This is a genomic window from Streptomyces vulcanius, assembly GCF_042653945.1.
In the GTDB taxonomy this organism is placed as follows: Bacteria; Actinomycetota; Actinomycetes; order Streptomycetales; family Streptomycetaceae; genus Streptomyces; species Streptomyces mangrovi.
In genome coordinates this window covers 22,130-46,889 of the sequence record NZ_JBHSFK010000047.1, presented here as the reverse complement: position 1 = coordinate 46,889, position 24,760 = coordinate 22,130, and the positions used below count along the sequence as shown (strand labels likewise).

26 protein-coding genes are annotated in these 24,760 nt (G+C 73.5%); 11 read left to right on the top strand and 15 right to left on the bottom strand.

Features of this window, described 5'->3' with window-relative positions:
- Positions 1–9 precede the first annotated feature (9 nt).
- On the top strand, positions 10–999 hold the full coding sequence (locus ACFPIH_RS46365; protein WP_381170743.1) for a chaplin: 990 nt from the start codon (positions 10–12) through the stop codon (positions 997–999).
- A gap of 100 nt (positions 1,000–1,099) precedes the next feature.
- Here ACFPIH_RS46365 and ACFPIH_RS46360 read toward each other — a convergent pair whose 3' ends face one another.
- Together ACFPIH_RS46360 and ACFPIH_RS46355 are read right to left on the bottom strand one after the other, a co-directional pair.
- Positions 1,100–2,347 carry an NAD(P)-binding domain-containing protein gene (locus tag ACFPIH_RS46360; RefSeq protein WP_381170611.1) on the bottom strand — a complete coding sequence of 416 codons (1,248 nt, stop codon included), beginning with the start codon at positions 2,345–2,347 and terminating at the stop codon, positions 1,100–1,102.
- Positions 2,347–3,609, bottom strand: coding sequence for a carboxylate--amine ligase (locus tag ACFPIH_RS46355; RefSeq protein WP_381170613.1), 1,263 nt, complete (start codon positions 3,607–3,609; stop codon positions 2,347–2,349). Before ACFPIH_RS46355 ends, ACFPIH_RS46360 begins: the two co-directional genes overlap by 1 nt.
- Positions 3,610–3,742: 133 nt before the next feature.
- Between ACFPIH_RS46355 and ACFPIH_RS46350 the strand changes: the two genes are divergently transcribed.
- A complete protein-coding gene (locus ACFPIH_RS46350; RefSeq protein WP_381170615.1) occupies positions 3,743–4,873 on the top strand; it encodes a glycoside hydrolase family 26 protein in 1,131 nt (376 codons plus the stop codon).
- A 28-nt stretch (positions 4,874–4,901) separates the two neighbouring features.
- On the opposite strand, the gene ACFPIH_RS46345 is transcribed toward ACFPIH_RS46350, so the two are convergent.
- The 9 genes from ACFPIH_RS46345 to ACFPIH_RS46305 form a co-directional block, all read right to left on the bottom strand.
- Positions 4,902–6,017 (bottom strand): GNAT family N-acetyltransferase, encoded by a 1,116-nt coding sequence (locus tag ACFPIH_RS46345; RefSeq protein ID WP_381170617.1) that lies wholly within the window; start codon positions 6,015–6,017, stop codon positions 4,902–4,904.
- Entirely contained in the window at positions 6,014–6,667 is a 654-nt protein-coding gene (locus ACFPIH_RS46340; protein ID WP_381170619.1) for a YveK family protein, read from the bottom strand. The genes ACFPIH_RS46345 and ACFPIH_RS46340 overlap by 4 nt, the downstream gene beginning before the upstream one ends.
- On the bottom strand, positions 6,664–7,809 hold the full coding sequence (locus tag ACFPIH_RS46335; RefSeq protein ID WP_381170621.1) for a glycosyltransferase: 1,146 nt from the start codon (positions 7,807–7,809) through the stop codon (positions 6,664–6,666). The genes ACFPIH_RS46340 and ACFPIH_RS46335 overlap by 4 nt, the downstream gene beginning before the upstream one ends.
- Positions 7,806–8,546, bottom strand: a complete 741-nt coding sequence (locus ACFPIH_RS46330; RefSeq protein WP_381170623.1) for a polysaccharide deacetylase family protein — start codon at positions 8,544–8,546, stop codon at positions 7,806–7,808. The genes ACFPIH_RS46335 and ACFPIH_RS46330 overlap by 4 nt, the downstream gene beginning before the upstream one ends.
- Positions 8,533–10,170, bottom strand: coding sequence for a murein biosynthesis integral membrane protein MurJ (gene murJ / locus ACFPIH_RS46325; RefSeq protein ID WP_381170625.1), 1,638 nt, complete (start codon positions 10,168–10,170; stop codon positions 8,533–8,535). Before murJ ends, ACFPIH_RS46330 begins: the two co-directional genes overlap by 14 nt.
- 122 nt (positions 10,171–10,292) lie before the next feature.
- The gene (locus ACFPIH_RS46320; RefSeq protein ID WP_381170627.1) at positions 10,293–11,609 is read right to left on the bottom strand and encodes an O-antigen ligase family protein; all 1,317 of its coding nucleotides are present in this window, start codon (positions 11,607–11,609) and stop codon (positions 10,293–10,295) included.
- 8 nt (positions 11,610–11,617) lie between these two features.
- Positions 11,618–13,033 (bottom strand): exopolysaccharide biosynthesis polyprenyl glycosylphosphotransferase, encoded by a 1,416-nt coding sequence (locus ACFPIH_RS46315; RefSeq protein WP_381170629.1) that lies wholly within the window; start codon positions 13,031–13,033, stop codon positions 11,618–11,620.
- Complete coding sequence (locus ACFPIH_RS46310; protein WP_381170631.1) at positions 13,030–14,199, bottom strand: glycosyltransferase; 1,170 nt, start codon at positions 14,197–14,199, stop codon at positions 13,030–13,032. The genes ACFPIH_RS46315 and ACFPIH_RS46310 overlap by 4 nt, the downstream gene beginning before the upstream one ends.
- Positions 14,200–14,251: 52 nt before the next feature.
- Positions 14,252–15,397 carry a DUF3344 domain-containing protein gene (locus ACFPIH_RS46305; RefSeq protein WP_381170633.1) on the bottom strand — a complete coding sequence of 382 codons (1,146 nt, stop codon included), beginning with the start codon at positions 15,395–15,397 and terminating at the stop codon, positions 14,252–14,254.
- 258 nt (positions 15,398–15,655) lie between these two features.
- On the opposite strand from ACFPIH_RS46305, the gene ACFPIH_RS46300 reads away from it, so the two are divergent.
- From ACFPIH_RS46300 to ACFPIH_RS46265, 8 genes are all read left to right on the top strand, one after another.
- A complete protein-coding gene (locus ACFPIH_RS46300; protein WP_381170635.1) occupies positions 15,656–15,895 on the top strand; it encodes a chaplin in 240 nt (79 codons plus the stop codon).
- A gap of 148 nt (positions 15,896–16,043) precedes the next feature.
- Positions 16,044–16,511, top strand: a complete 468-nt coding sequence (locus ACFPIH_RS46295) for a hypothetical protein (protein ID WP_381170637.1) — start codon at positions 16,044–16,046, stop codon at positions 16,509–16,511.
- Positions 16,512–16,586: 75 nt separating this feature from the next.
- A complete protein-coding gene (locus ACFPIH_RS46290) occupies positions 16,587–16,877 on the top strand; it encodes a hypothetical protein (protein WP_381170639.1) in 291 nt (96 codons plus the stop codon).
- 154 nt (positions 16,878–17,031) lie between these two features.
- Positions 17,032–17,535: a DUF5949 family protein gene (locus ACFPIH_RS46285; RefSeq protein ID WP_381170641.1), complete on the top strand. Its 504-nt coding sequence runs from the start codon at positions 17,032–17,034 to the stop codon at positions 17,533–17,535.
- Positions 17,536–17,540: 5 nt separating this feature from the next.
- On the top strand, positions 17,541–18,125 hold the full coding sequence (locus ACFPIH_RS46280) for a vitamin K epoxide reductase family protein (protein ID WP_381170643.1): 585 nt from the start codon (positions 17,541–17,543) through the stop codon (positions 18,123–18,125).
- A 119-nt stretch (positions 18,126–18,244) separates the two neighbouring features.
- Positions 18,245–18,763, top strand: coding sequence for a hypothetical protein (locus ACFPIH_RS46275; protein WP_381170645.1), 519 nt, complete (start codon positions 18,245–18,247; stop codon positions 18,761–18,763).
- Between the two features lie 126 nt (positions 18,764–18,889).
- On the top strand, positions 18,890–19,384 hold the full coding sequence (locus tag ACFPIH_RS46270; protein ID WP_381170647.1) for a tyrosinase family oxidase copper chaperone: 495 nt from the start codon (positions 18,890–18,892) through the stop codon (positions 19,382–19,384).
- Positions 19,368–20,234: a tyrosinase family protein gene (locus tag ACFPIH_RS46265; RefSeq protein WP_381170649.1), complete on the top strand. Its 867-nt coding sequence runs from the start codon at positions 19,368–19,370 to the stop codon at positions 20,232–20,234. The genes ACFPIH_RS46270 and ACFPIH_RS46265 overlap by 17 nt, the downstream gene beginning before the upstream one ends.
- 149 nt (positions 20,235–20,383) lie before the next feature.
- Here the strand turns inward: ACFPIH_RS46265 and ACFPIH_RS46260 are convergent, their stop codons facing one another.
- The 4 genes from ACFPIH_RS46260 to ACFPIH_RS46245 form a co-directional block, all read right to left on the bottom strand.
- The gene (locus ACFPIH_RS46260; protein WP_381170651.1) at positions 20,384–20,704 is read right to left on the bottom strand and encodes a chaplin; all 321 of its coding nucleotides are present in this window, start codon (positions 20,702–20,704) and stop codon (positions 20,384–20,386) included.
- Between the two features lie 116 nt (positions 20,705–20,820).
- A complete protein-coding gene (locus ACFPIH_RS46255) occupies positions 20,821–21,099 on the bottom strand; it encodes an acyl carrier protein (protein WP_381170653.1) in 279 nt (92 codons plus the stop codon).
- Positions 21,096–22,157: an HAD-IIIC family phosphatase gene (locus ACFPIH_RS46250; RefSeq protein WP_381170655.1), complete on the bottom strand. Its 1,062-nt coding sequence runs from the start codon at positions 22,155–22,157 to the stop codon at positions 21,096–21,098. The genes ACFPIH_RS46255 and ACFPIH_RS46250 overlap by 4 nt, the downstream gene beginning before the upstream one ends.
- Complete coding sequence (locus tag ACFPIH_RS46245; RefSeq protein WP_381170657.1) at positions 22,154–23,992, bottom strand: GNAT family N-acetyltransferase; 1,839 nt, start codon at positions 23,990–23,992, stop codon at positions 22,154–22,156. Before ACFPIH_RS46245 ends, ACFPIH_RS46250 begins: the two co-directional genes overlap by 4 nt.
- 387 nt (positions 23,993–24,379) lie before the next feature.
- Between ACFPIH_RS46245 and ACFPIH_RS46240 the strand changes: the two genes are divergently transcribed.
- The gene (locus ACFPIH_RS46240) at positions 24,380–24,760 is read left to right on the top strand and encodes an S-adenosylmethionine decarboxylase family protein (RefSeq protein ID WP_352343553.1); all 381 of its coding nucleotides are present in this window, start codon (positions 24,380–24,382) and stop codon (positions 24,758–24,760) included.

Genomic DNA, 24,760 nt, shown 5'->3' with positions numbered 1-24,760 from the left:
AGCAGGGGAATGGTCGTGGCGGCTGCCACGACGAGCATCCTGTCCCTGTGCGGCGGAGCCGCTCTCGCGGACTCGCAGACGGACGGGACGGGCCGGGGCTCGCCCGGAGCGCTGTCGGGCAACTCCGTCCAGGCCCCGGTGAACGTACCGGTGAACGTCTGCGGCAACACGGTCGACGTGGCCGCCGCGCTCAACCCGGCCTTCGGCACGTCCTGCGCCCACCAGCCGTCCCCACCCCGGACGCACCCGGCGCCCCCCAAGGACCACGACAAGGTCCACGATCAGGACCACCCGACCAAGGACCACCCGCACGGCGCCACGCCGGACACCAACGACGACTCCCACGGCGACTCGCACGACGGCAACCACGGCTACGGCGACGGCGACTCGGGGTACGGCGATTCGGGTCAGGAGGAATCCGGCTACGGCGACTCCGGCTACGGCGACTCCGACCACGGCACCGGAGGCGGCGGTCCCACCCCGCCGACCGAGCCCCCGACGCATCCGCCCACACATCCGCCCACGCATCCCCCGACCCACCCGCCGACGAAGCCCCCCACGGCACCCCCGGCGCATCCTCCGACACATCCCCCGACCAAGCCTCCGACACACCCGCCGGTGACGCCGCCCACGAAGCCGCCGGCCAAGCCTCCGACGACACCGCCCGCCAAGCCGCCCACGAAACCGCCGACGAAGCCCCCGGCGGGCACGCCGAGCGGGCCGATGAAGCCGCCCACCGGGCCGCCGCCGCACCACCCGTCGCATCCCCCGGCGCACCCTCCCACGCATCCGCCGCACACCACTCCGCCGGCGCACCCGCCGCACGCAACACCGCCCCACCAGCCGCCCCACCACTCACATCACGAGTCACCTCACCGGCCACCGCAGCTGCCGCACACCGGCAGTGGGGCCATGCTGGCCGCCTCGGGTGTCAGTGTCCTGCTGATCGCGGGCGGCGCCATCCTGTACCGCCGGGGCCGCGCCGCGTCCCGCCGCTGACGCCACGGACCCCCCACCCCGACCGCGCGGGTGCCGGCCCCCCACACACCCGGCACCCGCGCTGCTTGCCCTCCCGAGCCCAACCGCCTCCCCGGAGTGCTCAGCCCCGTACCGTCTGGGCGGCCCCACGCCGTCCAGGGGTCGGGATCGTGAGTTGCGGCGCCGACGTGCGCAGATGGCGGTGTACGCCGCGGACCAGCGTGCCCGCCGTGAAGGTCGCGCCGTGGACGAAGCGCATCGACGGGCCGAAGCCGGCCGCCGTCACCAGGCCGGCCAGGAAGAGGCCGGGGTGGGAGGACTCGAAGTCCCGGCCCACCTCGGGGGAGCCGTCGGCGACCGCGGTGAGCGTGTCGCGGAGTTCGGGGGCGAGGAGGCCGAGCCGGTCGCGGGTGGCCCGGAAGCCGGTCGCCGCGATCACGTGGGAGGTGTGGATGGGCGGCGTCCCCTCAGACTCCAGCCGCACCCCGCCCTCCATCGGCCGCGCCGCCGTCACCTCGTGGTCGAGGAGCACCTCCACCGCGCCGTCCACCCGGTCCCGTACCCACCACGCGCCGGCCGGGCCGAGTGCCGTCGCCGCGATCCGGGCCCGCTTCGGCTCGGGCAGCCGGCGGTAGAGCCCGGGCCGCTCCGCGTAGAACCAGTTGCGCCAGCCGGGGCCGAGCCCGCTGTGCGGTGAGCGGACGGACTGCCACCAGGGGCGTTCCCAGGGCGGCGGCACGTCGTTCCAGACGAGCCGGTCCGCGCGGGCCAGCACCCGCACCCGGGTGCCCTGTTCGGCGAGCAGGGCCGCCGTCTCCAGGGCGGCCTGGCCGCCGCCGATCACCGTGACGTCCCGGCCGCGGAAGCGGTCGAGGTCGCTGTGGTGGCTGCTGTGGGTGACCAGGCCGGAGGGGAGGCCGCGCAGGGCGGCGGGGATCTCGACGAACGGCATGACGCCGACCGCCAGCGCGACCGTGCGGGCGTACACCGTCTCGCCGTCCTCGGTGACCGCCTCGAAGCCGCCGCCGGGGCGGGCCGCGATCCGGGTCACCGTGCGCTCGTCCACCTCGGGGACGGCGTTGCGGGCGAACCACAGTCCGTACTCGGCGAACATCTCGACGGGGATCGGCTCCCCGTGCCGGGCCGCCACACCCCGCGTCGCGCAGTACGTGTCGAGCCGCCAGCGGGCCGCCGGGTCGGAGAGGTTGGAGGCCCATGGCTCGGACTTGAGGAACATGCCGCCGGGCATGTGGTCGCGCCAGGAGGCCATCGGCCGCCCGAAGACACGCAGACTCAGCCCGGCGGACGCGGCGTGGGAGGCGATGGACAGGCCGTACGGGCCGGCGCCCACCACCAGCAGGTCGTACATCAGCAACTTCTCGCTTTCTCGTCGTCGCTCGGATCGCTCGGATCGGTCACAGGGGTGGAGGCAGCGGGGGAGGCCGGCGGGATCCCGGGCAGGCGGGCCCGCAGGCGGCGGCCGACGTGTGCGCCCCACAGGGCCCACAGCGCGCGGCCGGGGACGGGGTCGTCGGGGGCGTACCAGGCGAGTTCACGGCCGCGGGGGGCGCGGCGCAGGGCGGCGAGCGGCGCGTAGTTCTCCACCACGAACGACCGCCCCGGCTGCGGCGCCCGGGGCGGCAGCGGACGGTGTGTCAGGTCCAGGTGCTGCGCGCGTACGACGTCCAGGCCGCCGGCGTCGGCGAAGAGCCGGAACTGGGCGCCGGGCCGTGGGTTGAAGTCGAGGAGGTGGTAGTCGCCGGTGGTGCCGCAGCGGCGGAAGTCGAGGTCGAGGATGCCCCGGTAGCCGAGGTTCCGGGTGAGCCGTTCGGCGAGGGTGCGCACCTGGGGGTTATCGGTCCATTCGCCCACCGCCGTGAGCCCTGCGCGGCGCGGCCAGGCGGACAGCTTGCGGCCGGGACCGCCGGCCCGCAGGGTGCCGGAGCGGTCGGCGTAGCCGTGGAAGAACCAGTCGCGGTCGGGGCCCGCGGGGAGGAAGGCCTGGAGGAGCAGGGGGCTGCCGGCCTCCTCGGTACGCAGGTACAGCTCGCGCGCCTCGTGCGCGGAGCGCAGGACCAGGGTGCTGCGCAGTCCGCTGTCCGTCGGCAGCAGCCAGGGCCTGCTCCACTTGGCCACCACCGGCAGCCCGAGCCGCAGGGCGGCGGAGGCGGCCTGGGCGGCGCTGTCGGGGACAACGGTGTCGGGGTGCGGCACACCGGCCGCCGCGCACAGTCCGGCGAGTTCCGCCTTGTCGGCGACGCGTTCGGGCACCGCGCCCGGCTGCTGCGGCAGCAGATAGGCGGGCGCGAGCTCCTCCCGCAGTCTGCTCACCGCGAGCGCGCCCGCGTCGTCCATCGGGATCAGCACGGCGGGCCGTTGGATGCGCGCGGCGACCCTCAGCAGTACGGCGGCGATGTCGGCGGGCGCGGCGCCGGGCGGCGGCGGGGGATGCAACTGGCGTACGTAGCGCGAGCTTCGGACGGGGCTCCCGGCCGAGTCGGCGACCACGTGCACATCGACTCCGGCGCGGCCGAGCGAGCGTACGGCGCCCAGCGTGCCGTGGTGGAAGGGGTTCCGGTCGATCCGCAGCAGTACGGCGGGGACGCGGCTGTCGAGGGGGGAGGAGGCCATTTTCTCTCCAGTCTCATCAGGTCGGGCTAACTGTGGTGGCGCCGTTCCTTTTTGTGTGACTTTCATATGACTAAGTGTCAGTAATGCGTACGGATCCCTCCGTGACACCGTGAGAGCGAAGAGAGGAGCAGGCATGGCTCCACAGAAGCGACGCGCCCGGTCCCGTCGGCCGGTCGCCGTCCTGGCGGCGGTCCTGGCGTCGGCCGCGCTGGTGTCCGGAAGCGGACCGGCCGTGGCACAGCCCCCGGAACCGACACCCGCGGACCCCGCCTTCGGCGCCTACCTCGACTACGGCCCCCGGGGCGTCGCCCGGATCGCCCGGCTCAGCGAGTGGCTGGGCGGGGCGGAGCTGCGGGTCGGGCACACCTATCTGCCGGGCGACCGGTGGAGCAACATCGAGGGCGCGCCCGGCTTCCTCGACGTGTGGGCGGACTGGCGGCGCGAGAAGGACGACCGGATGCTCGTCCTCAACGTCCCCATGCTGGAGCGCAACGAGGAGGGCGTGCCCGACGACGAGGTGCGCGCGCTCCTCCAGCGCGGCGCGGCAGGGGAGTTCGACCACCACTTCCGGGCCCTCGCCGAGCGGCTGGTGAAGCTCCAGGTGCCGGACTCGGTGATCGTGCTCGGCTGGGAGATGAACGGAATCACGTACACCCACCGCTGCGGGCCGGACCCGGAGGCGTGGAAGGCGTACTGGAACCGGATCGTCACCACCATGCGCGCGGTGCCGGGCCAGCGGTTCAGGTTCGACTTCACCCCGACCAGGGGCAAGGACGCCGTCCCGTGGACCGAGTGCTACCCGGGCGACGACACCGTCGACGTCGTCGGCATGGACTCCTACGACCAGCCGACCGGTCTCACCTTCGACGAACAGGTGAAGGAACCCCTCGGCCTCCAGGCCCACGTGGACTTCGCGAAGGCCCACGGCAAGCCCGTCTCCTACCCGGAGTGGGGGCTGTTCCGCAACGGCGACAACCCGGAGTACATGCGCCGCATGCTCGCCTGGATGGACGAGCACAAGCCGCTCTACAACACCCTGACCGACTACTGCCCGCACGGCGTCTGGCAGTGCCGGCAGAACCCGCGGGCGTCCGAGGTCTACCGCTCGATCCTGACCGGCCGCGGCGAGGAGCCGACGCCCACCGAGCCCACGACGCCCGTGCCCCCGTCGAACTGCACGCCGCTGAACCTCGGCGAGTGGGTCGAGCACTGGATCGGCGGCAGGCTGTGCGTGCGTCTGGACTGGTGGTCGCGCGGCCGGTGAGCCGAGACGCGGTGGCGGTGGGTGCGCCTCAGGAACCGCCGCCACCGTCACGCTCCTTCCGCCGCTGCCAGCGCAGCAGCGCCTCCTTGCCGTGCCGCCGCGCCGCCACGTCGCACAGCGCCGCCGACAGCAGCGGCGCGGTGCGCCGCCGGGCCAGCAACAGCCGCTGGTTGACGACCGGTTCGGGCCGCCAGTGGTGCTTGTACGGCTCGTTGCCGCGCAGCAGGCTCAGCGTGCCGTGCCCCCCGTCGCGGGTGTGCTCGGCACACGCGTCGAGGAGCATCACCGCCACGTCCGCCTTGCGCTCCCGCAGCCGGGGATGGGCGCCGTACAGATAGCCGCCCGCGAGGCGCCGGGACAGCAGGGTCAGGTCGACGGCCACCACGTCGTCGTCCAGCCGGAACTCGGTGACCACCGCGTTTCCGGAGCGCACCATCGGCCCGACCGAGCGCACCAGGTGCTCGCAGAACCTCGGCCGCAGATGCTCGCCGGTGACCTTCCGCCCCTGCCACTGCAACCGGTGCAGGTCGAGGAGCCGGTGCAGCGCCCCGTCCACGTCGTCGGGGTGTACGGCCTCCCGCTCGACCCCCAGCGCCGTCAGCTTGCGCAGCTTGGCGCGCACCCGCTGGGCCTTCGCCGACGGCAGCCGGGCGAGCAGCTCGTCCATCGGCGCGGCCGGCAGCTCCAGGCACACCGAGTCGTCCACCCGCCGGCGCGGCCCGCTCCAGTGCTCGTAGACCCGCTCCACCGCGCCGCCCGGCCGCACCTCGCGGAAGTCGATCAGCGCGGTGCGGGCGGCCCTCGCGAGGCCCTCGGTGAGCGCGGTGACGGCCCGCTCGCCGTGCTCGTCGTCGACCAGGACGTCCGCGTAGTCGGAGATCGCCCCGCCCAGCGGCACCAGCGCGGGCACCGGCCGCCGTACGGCCGTCAGCGGCGCCACCGCCACCAGCTCCTCGCCGTCGCGGACCACCAGCAGACGCAGCCGGCCGCGCCTGCCGTAGGACAGCCACCACGAGTGCAGCCAGGCGTGGCTCTGGAACGGGGTGGCCGTCGCGCACCGCCCGTACAGCCGGCCCCAGGCGGGGGCGAGGGCGGCGAAGTCCCGCTCGTCGGTGACGACTTCCGTGGTGTACGCCGGGTTCACAGCGCGCCGTGCACATCCGTGGCGAAGGCCGGCGAGGGCATGGACGTCGGGGCACCGGCCCGCGCCTCCGGCTCCCGCTCCCGCCTCGGCCGTACCAACAGCGCCAGCCCGCCGAGCAGCCCGCCCGCGCTCGTGCCGACCAGGCCGGTCAGCACCGGGGACGCCGAGGACGGGTCGGTGGGCCGGACCGCGCGGGCGAACTGCTGGAGCTCGACGTTGGTGGTCTTCTCGGTGTCCTTCGCGTGCTGCGTGAGCGACCGGGAGACCGCGTTGGCCATGTCGGCGGCCAGGTCGGGGCGTTCGGCGGTCGCCGTGATCGCCACCATCGGGGCGTCCGGCGAGGTCGCCGTCTGCACCCCGCGCCGGAGCGTCCTCGCCGACACGCCCGCCCACACCTGCGCGTCGCCCAGCACCGCGAGCTGGGTGGCGACCCGGCCGTAGGCCTGCGCGAAGCCCAGCGCGGACGCCGGGTCGGACTTCTCGTTCGGTACGGCGACGACATAGGCGGTCGCCGTGTACACCGGCGGCTTCAGGACGCCGTAGGCGCCGCCCAGGAGACCGCCCGCGACGGCGCCCGCCACGAGCAGGGACCACGGCGGGAGCGCCCTGGCACGGCGCAGGGCAGCGGGACGGCGAGAGTACTCGGTCATGGGGAACTGACTCCCTTGGGTGATGAAGAAGCAGCAGAAGAAGAAACGGTGGCTGTGTACACGCCCATCAGGCGGGTGGCGCTGCGGGTGATGTCGTAGTGCCGGACGGCGTCCGGCGCGGTGCGCGGAGCGGGACCCGCGGCGCGCGTCTCGGCCAGCGCGCGGGCGAACTCCCGGGCGCCGCCGGTGACATGGCGGGCGCCGGGAGCGGAGAGGTCCTCCAGCGCGGGGCAGGACGCGTACAGCACGGGCAGTCCGCAGGCCAGCGCCTCCACCACGGCCAGGCCGAAGGTCTCCTCCGGGGACGGGGAGACGAACACGTCCATGGCGGCGGCGAGCGAGGGCAGATCGGGTCCCGGGGTGCCGTCGGGCACGGCGGGGCGCTCGCCCGCGAACAGGACCCGGTCGGCGACCCCCACCTCGTGCGCGATGCGCCGCAGCACGCTCTCCTCGGGGCCGCCACCGACCAGCAACAGCCGGCATTCCGAGGGGAGTTGGGCCAGCGCCCGGACGGCGACGTCGAAGCGTTTGCCCGCCGCGAGGCGTCCGATGCCGCCGACGACGTACGCGTTCTGCGGCAGCCCGAGGTGCTGCCGGGTGCGCCGGCGGGCGGCCGGGTCGAAGCGGAAGCGGGCCAGGTCGATGCCGTTGGGCACGACCTCGATCCGGGGCGCCGGGACGCCCCACGCGCGCAGCCGCCCGGCGACCGCGGGCGAGACGGCGACCGTGGCCCGGCCGAGCCGCTCCCCGGCGAGGTACAGCGCCCGCACCCCGGCGGACAGCCGGCGCCCCTCCAACTGCGAGTCGCCGAGGGAGTGTTCGGTGGCGACGATCGCCCGGACCCCGGCAAGGCGGGCGGCGACACGGCCGTACAGACAGGCGCGGTAGAGATGGGTGTGGACGAGGTCGTAGCCGCCGGAGCGGACGATCCGGACCAGCCGGGGGAGTGCCCCGAGATCACGGTTGCCGGCCATGCCGAGGTCGACGACCCGCACCCCGTCCTCGGTGAGCCCGGCCGCCACCGCGCCCGGGTTGGTCAGCGTCACCACCTCGCACTCGACGGGCAAGTGCCGCAGCAACAGCCGCAGTTGCTGCTCCGCGCCGCCCACGCCGAGCCCGGTGATGATGTGCAGGACCCTCACCGCAGCCCCTCGACGGGACGCCGGCGCAACCGGTGCAGCCGGTATTTCAGCGACAGCCGCAGGGAGTTGTCGTTCTGCCCGACGTGCACGCGCGGGAACGCGTGCGGGCCGTTCAGCGGGCCGGGGTCGATCGCGCAGGCGTAGCCGTATCCGGCGTTCCGTACGGCGTCCAGGGCCCGTTGGTCGAGCGTGCCGTAGGGGTAGCAGAAGCCGGTGGGCGGGGTGCCGGTGAGGGCGGCGAGCGCGGTGCGGCTGTCCACGGTCTCCGCCTTGAGGGTGAGGTCGTCGGCCTTGGTGAGGTCGACATGGGTGAGGCCGTGCGAGCCGATCTCGACGCCCTCGTCGGCCGCCCGCCGGATGCCGTCGGCGGTGAGCAGCGGTTTGCGCGGGCCGAGCGGGTCCCAGGCGTTGTCGCCGCCGAGCCGGCCGGGCAGCGCGAACAGGGTGGCCGTACAGCCGTGGCGGCGCAGTACGGGCAGGGCGCCGGTGAGGAAGTCGGCGTAGCCGTCGTCGAAGGTGAGGCCGACGAGCCGGCGGCGGTCGGGCGCGGCAAGGAGTTCGGCCATGGAGACCCCTTTGAGGCCCCTCTTCCCCAGCCAGGTCAGCTGCCGGTCGAGGCACTCGGGCGTGACGGTGATGCGGTACGGGTCGGTGGCGTCGGTGCGGTCCTCGGCCACCGAGTGGTACATCGCCACCCAGGGCACGGATCTCGGTCTGTTGGTGTCAGGAGCGTCCATGGGAGAGCCTCCGGGTCGCGGAACGTACGGAGTGGAGTGCGTCGACCACGCCCTGGGCGCCCAGGGCCCGGCCGAGCACGACGAAGACGACGGTCACGGTGAGACCGCCGGCGGTGAGCGCGGTCAGGGTGCCGGGGCAGCGGGCGGCGACGAGGGCGCCGGCCAGCCCGGCCACCAGGGCCGCCCGTACCGGCCGGCTCAGTTCGAGCAGCACGCCCCGGGTGCGGATCGGCACACTGCGCGGGCTGTGCTGATGAGCGGTTCGCCTCCGGGGCGCCTCAGCCGGTTGCGGCTCACTCGCCGTACCGGCCAGCAGGACCAGGGCGGTGACGGTGATGCCGGCCGCGTTGGCGGCGGCGATCCCGTACACGCCCCAGGCGCCGACGCTCAGCGCGCCGGCCCAGGAGGTCACGACGATCCCGGTGGCCATCGCGCCCACCGGGTACCAGCGGGCGCGGCCGGCCGAGAAGTAGGAGCGGGCGAGGACACCGGTCAGGGTCTGGCCGAGCAGTCCGAGCGCGTACACCCGCATCACTCCGGCCGTCGCCGCGGTGTCCCTCGGGCCGAACGCGCCGCGCTGGAAGAGGATCTCGATGATCTGGGGGGCGCAGGCGACGACGACGGCGGTGCCGAGGAGCACGATGCACGCGGCCAGCGAGAGGTCCCGCTCCACCCGCGCCCTGGCCGTCTCGGTGTCCCCCTCGGCGAGCGCCCGCGCGACCACCGGGAAGGTGACCGTGCACACCATCACCGACAGGATCATCGGCATCTGCGCGACCTTCTGCGCGTAGTTGAGGTGCGAGATCGCCCCGGCGGGCAGATTGGACGCGAGGAACCGCTCGACCAGGACCTGCGACTGCCGGCACAGCGCGAACAGCAGCACGGTCGCGAGCAGCGCGGTGTCGAGCGGCCGGGCCTCCTCCCCCGGCGCCTCCCCGGCAACGGTCCGCTTCCTCAACTGCCCGAGCAGCGACGGCAGTTGTACGAGAACCATGAGGCAGCCGCCGGCCGCGACCCCGGCCGCCGCCGCCCGCACCCCCCAGGCCCCGCCGAGCGCGACCATCCCGGTGACGATGCCGATGTTGTACGCCACGTAGATCGCCGCTGGCGCGGTGAACCGGCGGTGCGCGCGCAGGGCGGCGCTGCAGTATCCGGCGAGTCCGAAGCTCAGCACGCAGGTCGCGGTGAGCCGGGTGCAGTCGACGGCGAGTGCCGGGTCGGGCAGTCCGGGGGCGAGCACCGCGACCAGCTGCGGGGCGAGGGCCGCGGCCAGCGCGCCGACGGCGGTGAAGGCGAACGCCAGCCGGGGCAGGGTGCCGGCGACCAGGGCCCGTACGGGATCCCCCGGAGCCCCCTGCGCGCGGCGGGCCAGCGCCATGCTGAAGGCCGGGATCAGCGCGAACGCCAGCCCGTCCTCGATGAGCAGGGTCGCCGCGAACTCGGGCACGGTCCACGCCACGAGAAACGCGTCGGTGTCGCTCCCCGCCCCGAACAGCCGCGCCAGCGCCTGGTCCCGCACCAGCCCGAGCAGCGCCCCCGCGACGGAGAGCGCGGCGGTGACGAAGGCGGCCCTGGCGAGGAAACCACCGGAGGCCGGGGGGAGTTCGTCGTCCGTGACGGTCATGGGGGGCACGGCGACCGGCGTTGCCGCCCGTGCCGACGGCAGGAGCGGGGGGCCGTCGGTCTTGGGTGTTCCGCGTGTCCCGCGTGTTCCCCGTGTTCCTCGTGTTCGGGAAGGCCTCGGCCTCATGGGGTGCGGGCCTCCCCGTCGGCCAGGGACCACCAGGCCGCGAGGCCCAGAACGACCGCGGTCAGGACGGTGGAGGGGCCGCCGATGTCGGCGTAGGCGAAGTCGGTGAGCTGCCAGACGAGGAGGCCGCAGGCGACCAGGGCGCAGTCCAGGCCGGGGCCGGAGCGGCGGACGAGGAAGAGCCGGCGCAGCCCGCCGGCCAGCAGGGCCAGCCAGCCGCCCGCGAGGGCGAGCAGGCCGATCAGGCCCTGTTCGCTGAGGACCAGGAGGTACATGTTGTGCGGGGAGAGCAGCGGCTGGCGGACGAAGCCGGAGCCCGCGCCGTCGGTGTCGCTGGCGGCGGACAGGGCGAGGGAGGCGTGCGCGTCGCGGTGTTCGGGGAAGCCCTTCAGGCCGACGCCGGTCAGCGGCTGTTCGCGCCACATGCCGACCGCCGCCGCCCACAGCGTGTACCGGTCGGTGACCGACTGGTCGGGCGCGTCCGTGACCTGCGTGATGCTGCTGATGCGCTGCTGGAGCATGTCCGAGCCGACGCCGAAGCCGCCGACGAGGACGATGCCCGCGGCGACCGCGACCGCGGCCACCTTCAGCGCCCGCCGCAGCCCGGCCAGCGCGAGCTGGACCGAGAGGGTGGCCGCGGTGGCGATCCAGGCGCCCCGGCTGAAGGACAGGGCGAGCGGGACGACCAGGGCGAGCGCGCAGGCCGCGGCGATCGTGCGCTGCCGCGCCGAGGCCCCGCCCAGGGCCAGGCCCACCGCGCAGACCAGTCCGAGGGAGACGACCGTCGCCATGCCCATCACGTCCTGCGGCCCGAAGGTGCCGACCGCCCGGATGGTCTCGCCCTGGTACGAGGCACCGGTCCCGGTGACGAACTGGTGCACGCCGACCGCGCCCTGCCAGCCCGCGAGCCCCACGAACGACCAGACCAGCACCCGGAAGTCGGACCGGTCCCGGATCAGCAGCAGCACGGCCGCCGGGACCAGCACGAACACCTGGAGGTAGCGGCCGAGGCCGGTGAGCCCGGCGCCCGGCGAGGCGGCGTGCAGCGCGGCGAGCGTGAGCCCGACCACCGGCAGGCCCAGGACCACCGCCGCCGAGGGTGACAGCCGGCGTCTCGGGTGGCGCAGTTCCCGGACCACGCACAGCAGCACGACGAGCGCGGAGAGCGCGTCGGCCGGTCCCGCCCCGCCCTCCCCGCCCGGCGGGACGGGCAGCGCGAGCAGGGCGATCACGGCGGCCATCGGCAGCACCGGGGACAGCGACCGCGTACGGGGCAGGGACGGGGAGGGGGAGGGGGACAGGGCGAGGGTCATCGGTGGGTTCAGCTCCCGGTCGGTCGCACGAGGGCGGCCGCGGTGCGCAGCAGGATGCACACGTCCTGCCACAGCGACCAGTTGTCGATGTACGCGTTGTCGAAGCGGGCCCGGTCCTCGATCGAGGTGTCGCCGCGCAGCCCCTGCACCTGGGCGAGCCCGGTGATCCCGGTGCGCATCCGGTGGCGGGCCGCGTAGCCGGGGTAGGTCTGGCTGAACTGGCCGACGAAGAAGGGGCGTTCGGGGCGCGGCCCGACCAGGCTCATATCGCCGCGCAGGACGTTCCACAGCTGGAGCAGCTCGTCGAGGGAGGTCCGCCGCAGGAAGCGGCAGAAGGGGGTCATCCGCACCTCGCTCGCCACGCTCCAGCGGGTCGCGGACTCGTGCGCGTCGACCGGGCGGTGGGTGCGGAACTTCAGCAGGGTGAAGGAGCGTCCGTCCCTGCCGATGCGCTCCTGCCGGAAGACCACCCCGGGTCCGTCGGTCAGCCGCAGGACGACCGCGCACACCAGCAGCAGCGGGCTGATCAGCAGCAGCAGGGTTCCCGACACCGTGATGTCCAGCAGCCGCTTGGCGAGGCTGCCCCGGTGCGGGAGCCCGAGGTCCAGGCGCCGGCAGGCGAACCCGGCGAGCTGTTCCCGGCTCGCGTAGGAGGGGGTGTCGGCGTCGACCTCCCACACCGCGCAGCCCGACGCGGCGAGCGCCCGCAGCAGCGGACCCTGCTTGGCGCGGACGGCGGGATGGACGCACAGGACGTCCAGGACGCCGTTCTGGACGAGGGCCCGCTGGACCTCCTGACCGGTGGTCAGTACCGGCAGATCTCCCTTGCCGTCGGGCCGCTCGGCGACCACGCCCACCGGCTCCACCCCGCAGCGCGGGTGGCGCAGTAAGGCGGCGGCGACGCGCTGCGCGGTCGGGGCCGGGCCGATGACGAGCGCGGCGCGCGGATACCGGGCCAGGGCCCGGCGGCGGCGCAGATGGGCGAGCGCCCGGCCCGCGCAGCCGGCCGTGGTCTGCGCGACGAAGCCGGTCAGCAGGGTGCGGGCCGGCAGCGCGTGCCCCGGGTCCCAGGCGGCGGCGAGCGCGCCGAGCGCCAGCCAGGCCACCGCGATCCGGCCGCAGACGGCGGGCAGTTCGTCCAGCACGCCCGTGACCGGCCGCCCGCGCCGGGGGCGCACCACTATGGTCGCCGCCATCAGCAGGACCGTCAGCGGCCAGCGGTGACCGGCGGTCACCAGCGCCGCCGCGCCGGCGAGCGCGGCGACGGTGTCGGCGAGCAGCAGGGGCAGTGGCGGGGCGGGCTGTGCGACGGGACGCCGGGCGGGGAACCGGAGGCCGACGCCGGTGTCGCCCCGGGTGATGACCGAGAGATGCGAGAACCCGGGCTGTGCGCCGGGCGAGGGGACAGTGCTTTCCGCAGTCACGAGTGGATGGACTCCCTGCACTCGGTGGGCACGACCGGCGGTTTCGGCGTGGGGCCGAGCAGTTCGCGGTACACGTCCGCGACCGCCTCCGCCATGTGCCGCACGTCGTGCGTGGACTGGACGTAACGGCGCCCCTGGTCACCGAGCGACGTGCGCAGCGCGGTGTCGGACAGCAGTCCGGTGACGGCCCCGGCCAGTGCCGCCGGGTTCTCCGAGGGCACCAGACAGTGCGGTACGAGGGCGTCCGGCAGGCTCTCCCGGGCGCCGTCCACGTCGGTCACCACCACGGGCCGTCCGCAGGCCAGCGCCTCCAGCGGGGCCAGCGCCATGCCCTCCCAGCGCGAGGGCAGCACCACCAGGTCGGCGGCCCGGTACCAGGGGACGGAGTCGGCGACGGCACCCACGAAGGCCACCGACTCCGGCGCCCCGGCGCGCAGCCGTTCGCCGTCCGGCCCGTCGCCGACCAGCGCGAGCCGCGCCCCGGGGACCTGCCGTACGACGTCGGGCCAGGCCCGCAGCAGCACGTCCTGCCCCTTCTGCCGGCACAGCCGCCCCACGCACACCACCAGCGGCCCCGCGGCCTCGGGGACATCCGCGCTGTCGGCGTTGTTCGCGGTTCCGGGAGAGAACCGCTCGGTGTCGATGCCGTTGGGTACGACGCTCCACCGGCCGGAGATCCCGGCGCGCTCCCCGGTGGCGCGCTCGGCCTCGCTCACGCACACCGTGCGCGCGGTCCAGCGCGCCCCGAACCGCTCCCACCTCAGGGCGAGCGCGGCGGTGGTCCCGCCGACCGCCTCGAAGGACCAGGCGTGCGGCTGGAACACGGTCGGGATCCGCCCGCGCACCGCGAGCCTCCCGGCGAGTCCGGCCTTGGCGCTGTGGGCGTGCACCAGTGCGGGCCTTACCTCGTCGAGCAGGCGTGCGAGGCGCCGTACCTCGCCGGGCAGCGAGGGCCCGGGGGACCGGGTCGCCTCCCATCGCCGTACCTCCGCGCCCAGGGAGCGCAGTTCGCCGGCGAGGGCGCTGTCGGGACAGGCCACGGTGACCTGGAACCCCGCCGCGAGCTGGGCCCGCGCCAGGTCGGTGACGACCCGGGGGACCCCTCCGTCCACGGGCTGGGTGAGGTGCAGGACCCGGGTTCCGACATCGGGTTCTGGCTGGTGCATCGCGCGTTTTCCTCGCTCACGGTGGCGCTCGGGACGGGCGGGAACGCGCCGACTACCTCGTGCTTGTGTCGACGGCGACGAAGAGCACTCCGGCCCATGTCGCGTCCCGGGAGGAAACGAGCCGGAACCGCAAGCGGTCACCGCCCCGGAGCAAACCCGCGCCGAGATCGAACACGTCGGAGTCGTAGCCGAGGGTGTTGGCGTACGCCGGGACGCGCGCCGCCGGAGCCGCCCCCGGCTCGCTGATCGTTGAGTTCAACAGATCGTCAGATGGATTGACCGGGTCGGAGAGGGCGGAAACGGTCCTCGAACCCTCCGGGGTGTCAGTCGAGTAGGTGAGCGAGTCACCCGAACGGCCCCGGTCTCCGTCGTAGGCGACGAGGCCCGCAGTACCCTTTGCGCCCGCGGGCACGGCCAGTCCGCTCAGCCGGATCTCCCGCCCGCCCGGGCCGAGCGCGTCGAAGCCGTCCCACAGGGAGAGGTCCCGCAGCGGCTCCGCCGGGTTCTCGTACGCCACCACGAGCGTCCAGCCGCCCCAGGCGCCCGGTGCCGACCTGCCCATGGCCACGTTGACCTGGGCGACCGTGTACAGGCCCCGGCCGCTGGAGCGCACCAGGTCCGTGACGTCCGCGGAGGCCTGGAAGGCGTCGGCGCCGGCCGCCACCTGATGGCCGACCAGGGTGTCGGCGAGCACCGCCTTGTACCGGCCGCCCGGCTCGGCGATCAGCACCCGCCCGTTGTCCTCGGGCGGCTTCTGCTCGCCGACGCGCAGGTTCCCGCCCCAGTACAGCCGGGCGTACGTCACCCGGCCGCCCTGCGGGAGACGGACCTCGGCCTGCGAGGAGTTGTAGGTGTTGGGGTCGTCGTCGACGTCGACGTAGAACATGTCGAAGTCGTTGTTGACCGCGTTGCTGACCGGGGGAGCGCTCTCGCGGACGGACGCGCAGGCGGGGACGGCCCGGGCGGTGGGCGGGGTGCGGCAGCTGATGACCGAGTTGGCCGCGCGGACGAACCCGCCGTGCTGGACGGCGTGGTGGCGCTGGGCGAAGGGCAGCCGCCGCGCCTCGCCGGCGGGCGGCCCGCCGGCCGCGTGGGCGCCCGGCGCCCAGACGGAGACGAGAGCGAGGACGCCGACCGTCGCGCTGCGCAGCAGGGGGCCGCGGAGGGCCGGGGGAGCCGGGAAACGGGAGTGGCGCATGACCAGCGGTGCCCTTTCGGAATGGTGCGATTTGCTGGCAATAGGGGTGCGTCGGACGGGCGGTAACTCTAGTCGCTGTCCGGACTAATCCCTCGAAAACACCACAATAGTGGCGGAACGGTGAAGGCGCGCCCGGCGGGACATCACTCCATTGGCGGCACAACCCCCGGCCCTGCCGCGCGTTGACACTGCGCCGGGCGTCCCCGCCCGGATTGTTTGTTTCAAACCCCCGTCAAAACCCCCAAGGAGCACCTCTCCATGTCGCGTATCGCGAAGGGCCTGGTCCTGACCTCCGTTGCCGCCGCGGCCGTCGCCGGCGCCTCCGGCATCGCCGCCGCCGACAGTGGCGCGAACGGCGTCGCCGAGCACTCCCCGGGCGTGGTGTCGGGCAACGCCATCCAGGTTCCCGTCCACGTGCCGATCAACATCTGCGGCAACACCGTCAACGTGGTCGGTCTGCTGAACCCCGCCTTCGGCAACACCTGCGTCAACGACTGACGTTCCGACGCCGAACACCGGCCGCCCTCCCGCCAGGAGGGCGGCCGTTCCACGTCACGACGGGTAATACTCCTGTTGCGGAACGTGACGGTGAATTCCAGAGTGGGCCCGAGACCCGACTCACCCCACTCACCTCGAAGGAACCCTCATGCGTGGTCCGTCCGTACGGCGTATCGCCTCCACCGCACTCTGCGCCTCCCTCGTCCTCGGCATCGCCGCGCCCGCCGCCATGGCGGCCGACGGTGACCCGGCCCGCCAGCGCACCGCCCGCGAGGCCGACCACGGCCGGCTGACGCCGGAGCGGGCGACGCAGCTGTCCACCGCCGTCGACGACGCCGTCGCCAAGGTCCGGGCGGCGAAGCCCGCCAAGGCCGCGGCGGCCGACCCCCTGGACGACGCCCTCGCCGCCCTGCAGACGCAGCTGGACGAGCTGCTCGACACGGTCGCCTCCGGTGTCGGCGACCAGATCCTCCCGACGGTCACCGGACTGGTGAGCGGCCTGCTCGTGGTCGTCGACGGACTGCTGGCGAGCCTCGGCGTGAGCCTGCCGGACCTGTTGGAGCCGCCCCTTCTGCCGGTCGACCCGTCGGCCGTGACTCTTCCGACGGGGTCCTGAGGCCCGGGACGCAGAAACTTTTTCGACGGAGATCGTTGTACACGGCGTCGAAATCGTTTCCTTGGAAGGAACCCGATGAAGTCCCTGAAGGCCGCCGCTGTCGTCGCCGGATCCCTGGCCCTCGCCGGCGTCGCCGCGCCCGCGTTCGCCCACACCCCCGCCGACCTCACGCCCACCAGCCTCAACGGCGCCGTGGACTCGATCACCCGGGGCGGCCTCACGGTGAAGGACGCGATGCCGTTGCAGCACCAGTCCAACGCGCTCGACACCGAGAACAAGGGCTCCGTGCTCAGCACCGTCAAGGGCGCGGCCGGCGCGCTCAACACCCACAACCCGCTTCTCGGCGGTCTGCCCCTGCAGGGCTGACACGCGCTCCCTCCCGAAGGGCCGGCCCCGTACCGCACGGGACCGGCCCTCGGTGCCGCCCGGGTCCCTCGTTCGTGTGGAGCAACGCCGTGGGGTCCTCCGGTCGGGTGAGAACACGGCCGGGCGGCCGGTACCGCGCCGGTAGGGTCGCGCGGTGACCTCAACCCCAAGCGCAACCCGCCCGTTCAGCGTGGCCGACCTGGGCACCCTCGTCGTGATGCCCTGGAGCGGTGAGGCCGCCGACGGCGGCGACATGCCCTACCTGCTCGCCTACTCCCTCGGAGACGCCCCCGACGGCGGTGCCGAGACCACGGCCGCCGCCATCGAGCACCTCCTCGGCGACAACGGCATGCCGGTCGGCGGCAACGTCGTGGACGGCACCGAACGGCCCAGCCTGCCCTTCACCCTGCTCGTCCAGTCCGGCGCGGCCGTGCTGAACATGCCGGGCCTCAACGCCCAGTGCGTGCCCCCGAAGGAGTGGCTCGCCGCCGTCGCCGAGCGCGGCTACGCCTACCTGGTCTTCACCACCCGCCCGTGGCCCGAGGCCGTCCCCGGCAAGCCCGTCGAGGCCGATGCGCTGACCGCTTTCGCGGGCGCCGCCGACACCCTCGACGCGGCGGCGCACATCGTCCTGCCCGCCCGCAGCCTGCGCAGCTGACGCACATGACCGGGGCAGCGGGCGCCGGGCGCCCCTTCGCCCTGCTGCTCGTCCTCACCGGCGCGGCCGGGCTGCTGGCCTCCTGGGTCATCACCCTCGACAAGTTCAAGCTGCTTCAGGACCCCGGATTCGTCCCGGGATGCAGTCTGAACCCGGTGGTGTCCTGCGGCTCCGTCATGAAGAGCGACCAGGCCTCGGCGTTCGGGTTCCCCAACCCGATGCTGGGCCTGGTGGCCTACGGCGTCGTCGTCTGCGTCGGCGTGAGCCTGCTGGCCGGCGCCGCCTTCCCCCGCTGGTACTGGCTCACCTTCACCGCCGGCTGTCTGTTCGGCGTCGGGTTCGTGTCCTGGCTGCAGTTCGAGTCCCTGTACCGGATCGACGCGCTGTGCCTGTGGTGCTGTCTGGCCTGGGCCGCCACGATCCCGCTGTTCTGGTACGTCGTCGCGTTCGACGTACGCCGGGGGTTCCTGCCGGCGCCGGCCGCGCTGCGGACCTTCCTCGCGGAGTTCACCTGGCTGGTGCCGGCGCTGCACATCGGAATCGTCGGCATGCTGATCCTGACCCGATGGTGGGATTTCTGGACGAGCTGACAATGCCTCGGTAGCACTACTGCGGCAGCCGGGGGAATTGTGAACTGAAGCCGTTTTCCGGCTCGTTACCCGGTACGGACGCATCGCCCCGAACCCCGTCGAAAGGTCCCGTACCCGAGATGAAGTCGACCACCCGAGGAACCCTCGCCGCAGTGCTGACGTGTGTGGCCGCTGCGGCCGGTGCCGCCGCCGCGACCCCCGCCGCCGCCATCGCCACGGTCCCCGTCCCCGTCCCGCTGAACGGCGTCGAGAAGTCCCTCAACGTGGAACTCCCCGAGATCGGCGGCCAGATCCCGCTGCCGATGCCGGGCGCTCCCGAAGGGCCGCGCTATGTCGAGGGCCGGCTGATCCCCGAGCGGGTCATCCCGCAGCTGCCGGTCGGCGCCGGACTGCCGGGCGCCGACGTGCGCGCGCCGGTCCCGGAGATCCTCGGAAACGGCTTCAACCACGTCGGCCTCGACGCCCCCGCCTCCGACCTGCGCACCCTCGGCCCCGGCGTGGCCCTGGACGCCCCCCTCACCGCCCCCAACCCCGAGAACTTCGGTCTGCCGGACCCGAAGCTGCCGCAGGCGGGTGTGCTCACCCCGGTGCTCCAGACCGTGCCGGGCGCCGGCCTCGGCCTCGGACAGGGGCTGTAGGCGGACAACACGTGGTACGGGCCCGGACGGTGATCTGTCCGGGCCCGTCCGTGTGCTTCGAAGTGACCCGGCGGGCCGTCGGGCGGTTACCGCTACGGACAACCGCACCCGGACGAGGAGCACACCATGATCGCCGACGCCGACGGAGTACCCGTACCCGCAGCACCGGCCGAAACCGCGAGAGCCAGTAGCCGACGGGACACGCTGCGCGGACTGTTCGGCGCCGCCGCCGGTCTCGTGCTCGTCCCGGTCGTCGCCGCCTCCTGGCCACCGGACGACGGCCAGGACGGCCAGGACGGTCAGAACGGCCCGGTGGACTCCGGTTTCGACGAGGTGTACCGGGGCCGGCACATCCAGGGGGCCGTCGCCCCGGGCGGCCGTGTCGCCACCGACGGCACCGCCCAGTGGCAGGTCACGGTCGACGGCCGCCCGCTGCACCTGATGCGCCGCGCCGACGGCACCTGGCTGAGCATGGTCGACCACTACCGCTCGTACGACACCCCGCTGGAGGCGGCCCGCGCCGCGGTCGACGAGCTCGGCCCGGGGGAGCAGCTGCGCGAGCCGCGCCCGGGGCACGGCGGCCACACGCACACGGGGGGACGGCATGGTCTATACGCGTAAGGACGTCAGCACCCTGACCGTCGCCGAGCGGCGGCGACTCGTGAACGCGTTCCTCGCAGTCAAACGGCGCGGCGAGTACGACGAGTTCGTGCGGACACACATCGACTACTACGTCTCCGACGGCGAGGGCGGTGTGCGCACGGCCCACATGGCGCCCTCCTTCCTGGCCTGGCACCGCCGGTTCCTGCTGGATCTGGAGACCGCGCTGCGCCGGGTCGACTCCTCGGTGACCGTGCCGTACTGGGACTGGACGCGCGACCGCAGCGCGACCGCCGTGCCCTGGACGAAGGACCTCCTCGGCGGCAACGGACGGCGCTCCGACCGCCAGGTGACGACCGGGCCGTTCGCCTACGCCACCGGGAACTGGACCCTCAAGGAGAACGTCACGGACGGCGAGTTCCTCACCCGGGACCTCGGCCGCGCCGCCAACCCGATCGCCCTGCCCACCAAGAGCGAACTGGACTGGGCCCTCCAGGACCCCGTCTACGACGCCTCGCCCTGGGACTCGACGGTCACCCAGGGCTTCCGCAACAAGCTGGAGGGGTGGGGGACCGGCCGGGGCAGCGTCGCCTGGCGCAACCACAACCTGGTGCACCGGTGGGTGGGCGGTGAGATGCTCGGCGGCGCCTCCGTCAACGACCCCGTGTTCTGGCTGCACCACGCCTTCATCGACCTGGTGTGGACCCGCTGGCAGGCCCGCCACCGCGACCACCGCTACCAGCCGGCCGAACCGCCGAAGCCGGGCAGCCGGCAGTACCGCAGGGTCGTCGCCCGGCACGAGAAGCTGCCGCCGTGGGATGTGACGCCGGACCAGCTGGAGGACGCTTCGCGGATCTATCGGTACGCGTAACCGGTCGCGGACGCGTTTCCGGACAAGGTTCCGGACAAGGTTCCGGACAAGGCTCCGGACAAGGTTCCGGGCAGGGTTTCGGACAGGGGAGAGCCCCGGCGCTCGGAGGTGCCGGGGCTCTCGAACTGCCTTGACTCGACTGGCTGGCGTCAGCCGCCGTAGCCGTTGTCGCCGTGCTTGTCACCGTGCTCGTCGCCGTGCTTGTCACCGTGCTTGTCGACACCGTCGTCGCTGACGTTGGCGCAGGTGTTGCCGAAGGCCGGGTTCAGCAGGCCGATCACGTCGATGGTGTTGCCGCAGACGTTGACCGGGATGTGGACCGGGACCTGGACGACGTTGCCGGACAGGACGCCCGGCGAGCCCACGGCCGCACCCTGCGCACCCGAGTCCGCCATGGCCAGGCCGGCCCCGCCGACCATCACGGCGCCGGCGCCGACGGCGACAGCGGCCACCTTCGCGATGCGAGACATCACGTTCTCCTTAAGGGATTCGGTTCGCGCGCGGCAGGGAGTGCCGTCGCGCTCCCCGTTCAACGCGGCCACCCCGGGCCGGTCACGGCACGTCCGTACGGATCACCCTTTTTGAACTACGGCGCCTGGACGTGGGCGGTGACGAAGTCGGAGAGGGTGGCGATGGACTGGAGGCTGTCCAGGCTCAGGTCCAGGGCGGCGACGTCGACGCCGTACCGCTCGTGGATCGTGCCAAGGAGGGTCACGCCGGCGAGCGACGTCAGCGCGATGCGCGGGCCGAACAGGTCGGTGTCGGCGGGGAGTTCGGCGACCACGGCCGGGTCGAGGCGGGCGGCCTCGGCGAGCATCGCGCGGACCCCCCGCTCCACCGCGGCCCGGTCCTGGGTGTCCGTCACGCCTGGGCGTCCTCTCGTTCGGATACGTGCAGATAGGGGGGCGGCTGGGGGAGGTCGCCGGAGAGCGGGCGGGCGAGTACGGCCGAGTGGGCGGCCGGGCCTTCCTCCGTACGGCGCAGACCCGCCTGGCGGAGCAGGATCCGCATCTCCAGGTTGGCGTCCGTGGGGCGCAGGGTCACCCGGAACTCCTCGGCGCCGGCCTGCCGGGCCCGCGCCATCAGCCGGAACAGGAACGCCGCCGCCGCGCCCCGGCCGGCCACCCGGCAGGACAGCGCGAGCAGCGGCACCGACCAGACGGCCGGGGCGGTGCGGTCGACGAGGGCGGCGCCGATGACGCCGTACGCGCCGAACCGGTCGGTCATCCGGGCGGTGTACACCTCGTGCCCGTCCGAGGCGGCCAGTTCGCGCAGCCGGCCGGGGGTGAGGCCGGAGGAGTTGAGGCGGTGGGTGCGGGCGGCGAGCTCCAGGGCGCGGGGGAGTTCGTCGGGTGTCGCCGCGCCGATGACGAGCCGCATGTCGCACCAGGTCAGGAACTCCTCGCGGGTGCCCTGGAAGCGTTCGCCCTCGGCGCGGCGGGTCTCCTCCGTGCGGTAGCGGCTCACCCGCTCGCGCGACTCCGGGGTGACCTCGCGGCCCTCGAACGCGGCCAGCAGCTCCGGTACGTCCTCGGGGGCGAGGGTGCGGACGCCGGGCAGCAGGGCCTCGACCTCGGCGCGCTCGTAGGGCGAGTCGTCGACCAGGACCAGCGCCTCCACGGCGATGCCGAGGTCCTTCGCGATCCGGCGCAGCGACTCGCTCTTGTCCTGCCAGGACACCTGCGGCGCGAGGAAGCGTGTCCGCACCTCCGGGCGCCCGGAGGCCAGCCGGTCCAGGACGGCGGGCGCGCTGCGGCTCGCGACGCTGCTGAGCACGCCGCGCGCCGCCAGCGCGTCGATCGCGGCGAGCATCTCCGGGCGGGGGACGGGGAGTTCGTCGGTGAGGGTCTCCACGGCGATGTCGTCCCAGAGGGTGCCGTCGAGGTCCCAGACGACGCACTTGACGCCGTCGAAGCGGTTCATCGGGTACCGCCGCTCTCCGGCAGGAACAGCTTCATCGACAGGCTGGTGGGATCGAAGCCGAACTTGCGGTAGACCGTGCGCATCGGGACGTTGCCGACGTGGACCCGGCCGACGACCTCGGTGATGCCGTTCGCCAGGCAGAACTCCAGGCCCGCGGTGAGGAGGAGTTCGGCGACGTCGCCGCGGTTGTCCAGGGGGGCGACGGCCAGGGAGCGGAAGTTGGCGTAGCGGTCGCCGGTCATCGCGTTCTGGTTGATGCTGACCCAGCACCAGCCGACGGGGTCCTCGCCCGGGCCGTGGGCGACGATCATGCCCTCCTTCGACTTCTCCATGGCCTTGCCGAGGCGTGCCGCCCAGCGGGCCGGATCGTCGATGGCGTCCTCACCGAACGACACCCTGGCGATCTCGGCCTCGAACGCCCCGATGGCGGGGAGGTCACGCTCGTCCGCCTGCCGGGTGAGGTAGGGACGGGCGCGCTGTTCGAGCGCGGCACGCTCCTCGGGGGCGGGAGCGTGCCAGCCGACGGCGCGAGGAGTGAGGGGGGCCGAGGGGGTGGCGGGCGGTGCGGCTGCGGACGTGGGCGCCGCGGCGGGCTCGGTGGCCTGGGCCGGAGGGGTCTGTCCGGTGACCACCGGGTGGTTCTGCTGGTGGGTCGGCTGGTCCTCCGCTGCGACCAGGCGGCCCGGGCGGAAGGGGCCCTTGCCGCAGTGGGGGCAGCCGTCGGTGCGCAGGGCGGCGACCGAGGGCCAGCGGGCGCCGGGGCCCACCCGGAGCTTCGCCTCGCAGGCCACGCAGGTGTACTCGCGCTGCCGGGTGCGCTTGTCGCCGGTGTAGAGGGGGCCGCTGTAGTCGCCCTGTGCGGAGGCCGTCGAGGTGGTGGTGAGGAGGTGCTGGAAGAAGCCGACCCCGCCGAGGATGCCGCTGCCCTCGTACTCGTTGAAGTTGCGGACGTAGCCGTTGGTGACCAGGCCGAGGGCCATGATCTCGCGCTGGACCTCCAGCATCTCGTCCGGGCTCTTGCCGCCGAAGGAGAAGAAGACGCTGTGCGCGGGACCGGTCCGCAGCCCCTCCACCGCGCGGGAGAGGAACAGCCGCGCGCCCTCGGCGGTGTACGGCGGGTCGGTCATCGCCACGTCGTGCGTGCCGTGGAGGTGGGCGGGGAGCGGCTGGCGCAGGTCGTGCCGGACCGTCTCGACGCGTGTGCCGAGGCCGCCCGCCACCTTCTGGACGTAGGCGAGGATCTCGTCGGAGATGTCCACGACCGTCACCCGCTCGACGATCGGCCCGCCGAGTACGTCGCCCACCACGGCCACGGCGAGGGACACGAGGTCGTCGTCGCCGATCAGCAGCAGCGAGCCGCCCGGCAGCGCGCCCGCCGCCAGCAGCGCGAGCACCCGGCGCACCTTGGTCTCCGCCGTGCAGTGCGACTGGTCGATGGACATGTCGGCGGCGGGCCCCGACTCCATCAGGGCCCGCAGCCGGCGTACGGCCTCGTCCAGCACGTCGGGGATCACCAGCTCGCGGCCCTCGCAGGTGCCGCAGGTCGCGTCGAGGCTGAGATCCATGCCGAGCTGTGCGACGACGTCCAGGCCCGCTTCCGTCAGCCGGGACGGGCGCTCCTTGGTGACCAGTCCCCGTCGCCGCAGCTCGTTGCCCAGCGCGGCCACGATCGGGACGGGCAGACCGGTGGCGCGGCTGAGATCCTTCGTGGACGCGGGCGCGAGACGGCGCAGGGCGCGCAGGACGGACCGTACTCCGGGCGGGCCCTCCTGGAGCCTGACGGCGTCCGCGACTTCCGTGAGTACGTGATCGGCGGAGGGGCGCTCGTTGGTCACAATGCTGCTCCAGGCAAGGGCTGATTGATTAGGGCCTATCGAGTATACGGGCTGCGGGGGCTTCGTTGGACTCGGTACGGAGAGGGAGAAAGAGAAGGGGAAAGGGAGTGGGAAAGGGAGTGGGAAAGGGAGTGGGAAAGGGAGTGGGGAATGGAGTGGGAAAGACGGGGAAAGTCGAGAGGGTGAATTCGATGCGCACAGCGGATTTCGGCGCTGTTCTCGGCAGGTCATTCCGGGGAGAGCCGGCGAGCCCCGGAGCAGCCCGGATGATACGCTGGGCCGCACCGAGCGCCGGTTAACGGCCTCGGCCTTCCACTTCGGCCGCGCGGACCAGCGCAGATCTATGTGAAAGGAGACGGGGGCAACTTTCGTGACCCCCGGTTCCCCATGACCAACTCCGCCAGCCTCGCCACCGAGGGTATAAACGTCGACGATCTGTGCTCTTATGCCGTCGACGTGTGGGTGAGCGATCACAGCATCCTGACCGACGAGGAGCGCCTCCTCCAGGTGCTGCGCACGGCCGCCGAAAAGGGAAACGCCACGGTTCTCGGTGAGGCGTCGCACGTATTCCCGAATGGTGCCGTCACCGCCATTCTGCTGCTTTCCGCCTCGCACCTCAGCATTCACACCTGGCCGGAATTCAGCCTGGCCAACGTCGACCTGCTCGCCTACGGGCGGCTGAACGGCGAGCGGATGATGCAGAGCGTGGAACTCGGCCTTTCCCCGACGAAGATCAACGTCACTCGTATGCTGCGCGCCGTGCACTAG

Bases quoted from the DNA above. Each gene is read 5' to 3' on its own strand.
- ACFPIH_RS46355 (WP_381170613.1), bottom strand. From the start codon at position 3,609: ATGGCCTCCTCCCCCCTCGACAGCCGCGTCCCCGCCGTACTGCTGCGG.
- ACFPIH_RS46240 (WP_352343553.1), top strand. From the start codon at position 24,380: ATGACCAACTCCGCCAGCCTCGCCACCGAGGGTATAAACGTCGACGAT.
- ACFPIH_RS46290 (WP_381170639.1), top strand. From the start codon at position 16,587: ATGAAGTCCCTGAAGGCCGCCGCTGTCGTCGCCGGATCCCTGGCCCTC.
- ACFPIH_RS46265 (WP_381170649.1), top strand. From the start codon at position 19,368: ATGGTCTATACGCGTAAGGACGTCAGCACCCTGACCGTCGCCGAGCGG.
- ACFPIH_RS46320 (WP_381170627.1), bottom strand. From the start codon at position 11,609: ATGACCCTCGCCCTGTCCCCCTCCCCCTCCCCGTCCCTGCCCCGTACG.
- ACFPIH_RS46280 (WP_381170643.1), top strand. From the start codon at position 17,541: ATGACCGGGGCAGCGGGCGCCGGGCGCCCCTTCGCCCTGCTGCTCGTC.
- ACFPIH_RS46270 (WP_381170647.1), top strand. From the start codon at position 18,890: ATGATCGCCGACGCCGACGGAGTACCCGTACCCGCAGCACCGGCCGAA.
- ACFPIH_RS46360 (WP_381170611.1), bottom strand. From the start codon at position 2,347: ATGTACGACCTGCTGGTGGTGGGCGCCGGCCCGTACGGCCTGTCCATC.
- ACFPIH_RS46340 (WP_381170619.1), bottom strand. From the start codon at position 6,667: ATGACCGAGTACTCTCGCCGTCCCGCTGCCCTGCGCCGTGCCAGGGCG.
- ACFPIH_RS46295 (WP_381170637.1), top strand. From the start codon at position 16,044: ATGCGTGGTCCGTCCGTACGGCGTATCGCCTCCACCGCACTCTGCGCC.
- ACFPIH_RS46350 (WP_381170615.1), top strand. From the start codon at position 3,743: ATGGCTCCACAGAAGCGACGCGCCCGGTCCCGTCGGCCGGTCGCCGTC.
- ACFPIH_RS46365 (WP_381170743.1), top strand. From the start codon at position 10: ATGGTCGTGGCGGCTGCCACGACGAGCATCCTGTCCCTGTGCGGCGGA.
- ACFPIH_RS46310 (WP_381170631.1), bottom strand. From the start codon at position 14,199: ATGCACCAGCCAGAACCCGATGTCGGAACCCGGGTCCTGCACCTCACC.
- ACFPIH_RS46300 (WP_381170635.1), top strand. From the start codon at position 15,656: ATGTCGCGTATCGCGAAGGGCCTGGTCCTGACCTCCGTTGCCGCCGCG.
- ACFPIH_RS46330 (WP_381170623.1), bottom strand. From the start codon at position 8,546: ATGGACGCTCCTGACACCAACAGACCGAGATCCGTGCCCTGGGTGGCG.
- ACFPIH_RS46275 (WP_381170645.1), top strand. From the start codon at position 18,245: ATGAAGTCGACCACCCGAGGAACCCTCGCCGCAGTGCTGACGTGTGTG.
- murJ (WP_381170625.1), bottom strand. From the start codon at position 10,170: ATGACCGTCACGGACGACGAACTCCCCCCGGCCTCCGGTGGTTTCCTC.
- ACFPIH_RS46260 (WP_381170651.1), bottom strand. From the start codon at position 20,704: ATGTCTCGCATCGCGAAGGTGGCCGCTGTCGCCGTCGGCGCCGGCGCC.
- ACFPIH_RS46305 (WP_381170633.1), bottom strand. From the start codon at position 15,397: ATGCGCCACTCCCGTTTCCCGGCTCCCCCGGCCCTCCGCGGCCCCCTG.
- ACFPIH_RS46250 (WP_381170655.1), bottom strand. From the start codon at position 22,157: ATGAACCGCTTCGACGGCGTCAAGTGCGTCGTCTGGGACCTCGACGGC.